Genomic DNA, 6,675 nt, shown 5'->3' on the forward strand with positions numbered 1-6,675 from the left:
TCCCGGGAGAGCGTCCTCGGCGGCCCGACGACGTCCCCGCCGACCCGAGTACGACCGCACCGCACCAACCACCACCCCACACCACAGCCCCGGCCGGAACCCACACCCGCAAACCGGAAGCGCCTCTAAACATCGCCATATTAAGGCCAATTCAACAGTTCACCTTGCGCCTTCATTATACATCTGATACATTTGCAGCGAGCGATACCCACATTTGAAAGGCGCGATCAACAATGCCCCCTGAACCTGCCACTCGCTCGCGGCGCACACTGCGTTTGGTAATTGGCCTCCTAGCACTGGCGGTGGCGGTTCGAGCATTCACCATCGGCAATATCCTCGAAGCCATCGCGAGCCTTGTTTTAGGGGCGCTGTTCGTCGCCGCCGCATTCCTAGGGCGCTCCGGATCACCGAAGGCCTGAGCCGCACGCCGACCATCCGTTTCCGCTGCTTTTCACCTCACCCGATCGAGGAGGGAATCATGGAACACGTCTTCGAGGTCGTTGGGCTGCGCTCCTGGTACAACCGCTCCGACCCCGTCCTGACCGATGTCTCGCTGACACTCGATGCGGGCGAGGCGGTGGGGTTACTGGGCGTCAACGGCGCCGGAAAAACCACCATGCTCAAGGCGCTCTGCGACGCGCACCGGGGTTACGAGTTCCGGTCCATGCGGTACCGCGGACGCGCATGCAGACCGGATACGCCCGCATTCAAACAGCAGCGCTATTTCGCCTTAACCAACGACACCTCGTTCCCCACCTGGTCCTTGGACACCTTCATTCGCTTCCTGGACCGCGCCTATGGGCGGCGAGAACGCCCGCAGCTGCTCGACGAACTCATCGACGGCTTCAACTTCGGCGACTATCGGTCAACCCCATTCGGGCAACTGTCCAGCGGCACCCGAAAAAAGGCAGCGCTCATCGCCGCCTTCCAAACGCCGGCCGACATCTTGTTCCTCGACGAGCCGGTGGACTTCCTCGACTTCGCGGCAACGGAATATCTCTACCACTGCATAGTCGCTGCCGCCGAACGTGGGCAGGCGGTACTACTGAGCTCCCACATCGCCGAGTCCTTCACCCGATGCACCACCCGGCTCTACGTACTCTCCGCGGGCCGACTCAGCGGCCCCTTCGACACTCCTGGGGATTCCGATGCTGTCGCAGCCCTCGTCAACTAGCGCTCTGGCAGCTCGCGCCGTGGCGGGCGAGTTCCTCAGCAAACGGACCATATGGTCCAGCCTGATCCTGACGGCGGTCGCGGCGTGGGTTGGCATGCACCTGGGCGTCGTGGTCAACCTGCGGGTCACCTCCGCCGGGGTCTTCCTGGCCACGGCGGCAGCCATGTCATCAATCGCCTGGACCTGGGTCCACAGCGAGCGGTGGCCGGGCCTGACACGTTTCCCGATCGCCACCAAGGACCTGGCTCGCGCCGCCTACCTCATCGGTTCGCTGGTGGTGCTCCTTGAAGTCGTTCTACCCGTGATCGCGTTCATCTCTACGGCTCAAAGCATCACGTGGACCGATGCCATCACGGTGATTCTGCTCGCCCTCGGAATGGCGCCCCTGGTCCTCCTGCTCTGGAGCGGCCCCACGCGCCACCATCGCTTGGGAGCGCTCATCGCATTGGCGGCCGGGATCGTCCTTGGCATTGTCCTCAATCCGCTCATTGCGGCCGTGATGCTCGCCGTCGAGGGCACCGTCTGTTTCCTCCTCGGCTTCGAGATCGTGGATGACGCCGCACGAAGGCGAGGAGCCGGGCCGCGCGTCTCCAGCCTCGTACTCGGTGAGTTGGCGAGCTCCCGAATGACGCAGATCAACACCGCCGCGCTGGTTGCCTTCGGCTGGATGTTCAACGCAATGCTCCACAACCACGGTGCCGCGCTACCGCTCGGGGCCGTCATGGTGGTGCAAAACACCCCGCTCAACGCCTACTTCTCCCGGCATCCGAGCACCTGGCTCGTGGTCAAGACCTGTCCGCGTACGTGGCGCACGCTATGCGTTTACGCCCTCCAACTTGCGGCCCTGTACCTGGCCTGCGGAGCCGTCGCCGTCTTCGCTCCCGAGCCAACCCTCGCGCACTTCGGCAGCGACGTCGTCTTCGTGGTCACCGCGGCTTCATCCGCGGCCCTGGCCGCCGTCCTCATGGAATGGCGCTGGCCGCTGCTCGATTGGAAGTCCGAGCGCGAAGTAATCCGCCACCCGCGCAAGTACGTTCCCGCACTCGTCGCCTGCATACTCTCCACCGCATGCTGGGCGCTCACACGCTGAGCGGGTGCGGCCCCCGACGACGGCGGGACGCGCACACCCGCTCAGCTGCGTTAGTTCCGAATGCGACAGGCGTCAGCGAACGCGGATCCGGCTAAGATCACGGACGGCGCCGAGGTCGGCGCTGGTGGCGAGCATGCCGTAGGCGCGCAGTGCCTTGGACACGTGGCGGGGACGCGGGTTGTGCGGCGTCCACGCGTCCTCCCCGCGGGCCTCCTCCTCGGCGCGACGCCGGGCGATCTCCGCCTCGTCCACATCCAGCTCGATGGAGCGGTTGGGGATGTCGATGACGATGCGGTCGCCGGTGCGTACCAGTCCGATGAGCCCGCCCGCGGCGGCCTCCGGGGAGACGTGCCCGATGGACAGCCCGGAGGTGCCGCCGGAGAAGCGGCCGTCGGTGAGAAGCGCGCATTCCTTGCCCAGGTGCATGGACTTGATGTAGGTGGTCGGGTAGAGCATCTCCTGCATGCCCGGGCCGCCGCGAGGCCCCTCGTGGGAGATGATGACGACGTCCCCGGCCTTCACCTTGCCGCCGAGGATGCCGTCCACGGCCTCCTCCTGGGACTCGAAGACGACGGCGGGGCCGGAGAAGGTCAGGATCGAGGCATCCACCCCGGCGGTCTTGACGATGCAGCCCTTCTCCGCGACGTTTCCGAACAGGACGGCCAGGCCGCCGTCTGCGGAGTAGGCGTGGGCGATGTCGCGGATGGCGCCATTCTCCCGGTCCACGTCCAGGGCCTCCCACCGGGAGTTCTGGGAGAACATCTGGGTGGTGCGCACGCCCGCGGGGGCGGCCAGGTAGCGGGTGCGGATCGCCTCGTCGACACGGCTCGCCTGCGGGTCGCGCACGCCGTCCTCGCCGGGGCGGCCGATGTCGTACTGGTCGAGTTCGTCGGCCAGGGTGCCGCGCAGCACGGTACGGGTAGTGGTGTCGAGCAGACCACCGCGGTCGAGCTCTCCGAGAATGCCCATGATGCCGCCGGCGCGGTGGACGTCCTCCACGTGCACGAGGTTGGTCGAGGGGGCCACCTTGCACAGGTGGGGCACCTTGCGGGAGAGGCGGTCGATGTCGGCCATCTTGAAGTCGACCTCCGCCTCCTGGGCGGCGGCCAGCAGGTGCAGCACCGTGTTGGTGGACCCGCCCATGGCGATGTCCAGGCTCATGGCGTTCTCGAAGGCGGGCTTAGTGGCGATCGACCGCGGCAGGACGGAGGCGTCGTCGTCCTCGTAGTAGGCCTTGGCGATCTCCACGATCCGGCGGCCGGCCTCCTGGAACAGGACCTTGCGGTCCGCGTGGGTGGCGACGAGCGAGCCGTTGGTGGGCAGCGCCATGCCCAGGGCCTCGGTCAGGCAGTTCATGGAGTTGGCGGTGAACATGCCCGAGCAGGAGCCGCAGGTGGGGCAGGCCAGGCGCTCGATGGCGGAGATGGTCTCGTCGGGGACGGTGGGGTCGGCGGCGTCCATCATGGCGTCGATCAGGTCGAGCTTGCGGGTGGTGCCGTCGGCGGCGACCATCTTCCCGGACTCCATGGGCCCACCGGACACGAAGATCGTGGGGATGTTCAGGCGCAGCGAGGCCATGAGCATGCCGGGGGTGATCTTGTCGCAGTTGGAGATGCACACCAGGGCGTCGGCGCAGTGCGCGTTCGCCATGTACTCCACGGAGTCGGCAATCAGCTCGCGGCTGGGCAGGGAGTAGAGCATGCCGTCGTGCCCCATGGCGATGCCGTCGTCGACGGCGATCGTGTTGAACTCCTTGGCGATGCCGCCGGCGGCCTCCACCTGTTCGGCGACGACGCGTCCGACGTCCCGCAGGCCCACGTGCCCGGGGACGAACTCGGTGAAGGAGTTGGCGATGGCGATGATGGGCTTGCCGAAGTCCGAGTCCTTCACGCCGGTGGCGCGCCACAGGGCGCGGGCGCCGGCCATGTTGCGGCCGGTGGTGGAGGTAGCACTGCGATAGCGGGGCATGAGCGTCTCCTGGGATGCGGACGATTTTCGAATGGCCACAGCGTAGTGTCAGCAATGTCGGCAGTCCGTGTGCGTTCACTCACCGGACTACCGTTTTCCCGCGGCACAGCGCCATTCCGCCGACGACGTCCCCACTCACCGGCAGGCGAGACGCCTCACATCTCCCCACCGAATTACGGCACACACTCCTCACGCCTCCCATCTCCTACCCCACCGCCGGGCCCGTCCCACCCGCCGGAGCCCATAACGACGCCCCCTTACACTCTTGAGCACCGGATCAACGGAGGCCGCATGACCATTCCGCGCAACGCCGTCGACATCGCCCGTGCCGTCAGCGCCGGGCGCATCACCGCCCGGGCCACGATCCAGGCCGCGCTGGAACGCATTGACGCACTGGACCCGGATCTCAACGCCTTCACCGTGGTGCGCCGCGAAGCCGCCCTGCGGGAGGCCGATGCCCTCGACCGGCGCATCGCGGCAGCCGGCCCGGGCGCAGCCGGACCGCTCGCCGGCGTGCCGGTGGCGGTCAAGGAGGAGTACGACGTCGCCGGGGAAGTCACCACACTTGGCGGCCGAGGCAATAGCAGTCCCGCCCGGGCGGACTGCGCCGTCGTCGGGCGCCTGCGGCAGGCGGGGGCGATCATCGTCGGGCGCACCAATATGCCCGAGTTCGGCCAGTTCCCGGTGGGAGAGTCCGCCCATCACGGCGACTGCCTGAACCCCTGGGACCCTGCACGCTCCCCCGGCGGCTCCTCTGCGGGCTCGGCGGTCGCCGTCGCCACCGGCGCGGTTCCGGTGGCCATGGGTTCCGACGGCGGGGGTTCGCTGCGCATTCCGGCCTCGGCCTGCGGGGTGCTGGGGCTGAAGCCGACACGCGGCCGGGTCAGTTCGGCGCCGTCGACGGACCACTGGTTCGGACTGGCGGGCTTCGGGGCGCTCACGCGCACCGCCCACGACCTGGCCGTGGTCATGGACGTCATCAGCGGCAACGAGCCGGTGGACCGGTGGCGGCTCGATGCCCCTACCCGGCGGTTCGTTGACGCCGTGGACGCACCACCGCCCCGACTACGCATCCTCTTGACAGCCAATGCGGTCATGCCCGGCGCGTGCTCGACGCCGCCCGTCGCTCAGGCCGTGGATGGCCTGGCTGCCCGCCTGCGAAAGCTGGACCATGACGTGCGCACGGCTAGGGTCGCCTGGCCGGTGCCGACCGCGCCGTTCCTGACGCTGTACTTCGCCGGCATGCACGTCGAGGCGCAGCAGGTTGAGCACCCGGACCGTCTGGAGTCGCGCACCAGGACCTCGGCGCGTCTGGGCGCGCTCATTCCGCAGCCGGTGGTGCGCGCGGCGCTGCGTCAGGCGAAGCGCGTGCGCGACGGCGTCGAGGCCGCCTTCGGAAGCGCGGACCTGTTGATGCTGCCCACCCTGCTCGACCTGCCCGGCGGCGCGCAGGACCTGCGCGGGCGCGGTTGGACGGCGGCCATGCTCGCCTCGACGCCGGTGGTGTCCAACACTGCGATATTCAACGTCTCGGGGCATCCGGCACTGTCCGTGCCGGCGGGGCTGTCCCAAGGACTGCCGGTGGGCACTCAGCTCGTGGCCCGCACCGGGCGCGAGGACCTACTGCTGGCGGTAGCAGCGCAGCTGCATACCCACTAGGCGGCAGCGACTCACTCCGGAGGACGCCGCCTCGTCCCCGCCAGCTACACCCCGTCCCCTGCTACGAGCTTTTGCCTTCTACTACGAACTTTTGCACCCTGGTGTACGCCTTTTTGCCGCACACCAGGGTGCAAAAGTTCGTGTCGGGGGCAAAAGTTCGTACCAGAGCACGAACTCGCGTCTCCGACCGAGAAGACAAGCGCCCCCGGAGCGGACCGCCGCGGCGGCCACCCGCCCGGGGCGCCCGCGTCACATGGTGCCGAGGATCTCCGTGACGAACACCAGGGTGTCGCCGCCCTTGATGCCGGCCTGCGGCACCCCGCGCGAGCCATAGCCGAGCTCTGACGGGATGGACAGGATCACGCGGCTGCCAACCCGCTGGCCGACCAGCCCGTCGTCCCAACCGCGGATGACCATGCCGACCCCGACCTGGAAGTTGAGCGGCTGGCCGCGGTCGTAGGAGTTGTCGAAGACGCGCCCGTTCCAGACCTGGCCCAGGTAGTGGCACACGACGGTGTCGCCGGCCTCGATGACGGCGCCGTCACCGGCGTCGAGCACCTGCACCTGCAGGCCCTCGGGGGCATCCGGCCCGGGGAAGGTCAAGGTCGGCTTGGCGCCCTTGGCGCCGGAAACGGTGGGCATGTTGCTGTTGATCATGCGGGCCAGGCTACGGCAGGGGGCGCCGCCGCGCCCAGTTCGCCGCACGGCCCGACGGCGTCGTCTGCCCCACTCAGGACGCGACGGTGCCCGCGGCGCCGGAGAGACCGGACCGCGGGCACCGTCG

The 6,675-nt window shown here is 68.3% G+C and carries 5 protein-coding genes; 3 read left to right on the forward strand and 2 right to left on the reverse strand.

Translation table 11 applies throughout. The annotated features are described in order from the left end of the window. The first annotated feature begins 478 nt into the window (after positions 1-478). The gene (locus DRB06_RS12700) at positions 479-1,174 is read left to right on the forward strand and encodes an ATP-binding cassette domain-containing protein (protein ID WP_108968370.1); all 696 of its coding nucleotides are present in this window, start codon (positions 479-481) and stop codon (positions 1,172-1,174) included. Then, on the forward strand, positions 1,149-2,264 hold the full coding sequence (locus DRB06_RS12705; protein ID WP_146750889.1) for a hypothetical protein: 1,116 nt from the start codon (positions 1,149-1,151) through the stop codon (positions 2,262-2,264). The genes DRB06_RS12700 and DRB06_RS12705 overlap by 26 nt, the downstream gene beginning before the upstream one ends. A gap of 72 nt (positions 2,265-2,336) precedes the next feature. On the opposite strand, the gene ilvD is transcribed toward DRB06_RS12705, so the two are convergent. Continuing rightward, positions 2,337-4,232, reverse strand: coding sequence for a dihydroxy-acid dehydratase (gene ilvD, locus DRB06_RS12710; protein ID WP_108968374.1), 1,896 nt, complete (start codon positions 4,230-4,232; stop codon positions 2,337-2,339). Positions 4,233-4,523: 291 nt separating this feature from the next. Between ilvD and DRB06_RS12715 the strand changes: the two genes are divergently transcribed. Beyond that, a complete protein-coding gene (locus DRB06_RS12715; RefSeq protein ID WP_181575269.1) occupies positions 4,524-5,891 on the forward strand; it encodes an amidase in 1,368 nt (455 codons plus the stop codon). Positions 5,892-6,140: 249 nt separating this feature from the next. Here DRB06_RS12715 and DRB06_RS12720 read toward each other — a convergent pair whose 3' ends face one another. Continuing rightward, complete coding sequence (locus tag DRB06_RS12720; protein WP_073328349.1) at positions 6,141-6,548, reverse strand: FKBP-type peptidyl-prolyl cis-trans isomerase; 408 nt, start codon at positions 6,546-6,548, stop codon at positions 6,141-6,143. Positions 6,549-6,675 lie beyond the last annotated feature (127 nt).

Source organism: Actinomyces sp. Z5 (assembly GCF_003287795.1).
Classification (GTDB): Bacteria; Actinomycetota; Actinomycetes; order Actinomycetales; family Actinomycetaceae; genus Actinomyces; species Actinomyces glycerinitolerans.

Coding starts and splice junctions, on each gene's coding strand:
- DRB06_RS12700 (WP_108968370.1), top strand. CDS start 479: ATGGAACACGTCTTCGAGGTCGTTGGGCTGCGCTCCTGGTACAACCGC.
- DRB06_RS12705 (WP_146750889.1), top strand. CDS start 1,149: ATGCTGTCGCAGCCCTCGTCAACTAGCGCTCTGGCAGCTCGCGCCGTG.
- ilvD (WP_108968374.1), bottom strand. CDS start 4,232: ATGCCCCGCTATCGCAGTGCTACCTCCACCACCGGCCGCAACATGGCC.
- DRB06_RS12715 (WP_181575269.1), top strand. CDS start 4,524: ATGACCATTCCGCGCAACGCCGTCGACATCGCCCGTGCCGTCAGCGCC.
- DRB06_RS12720 (WP_073328349.1), bottom strand. CDS start 6,548: ATGATCAACAGCAACATGCCCACCGTTTCCGGCGCCAAGGGCGCCAAG.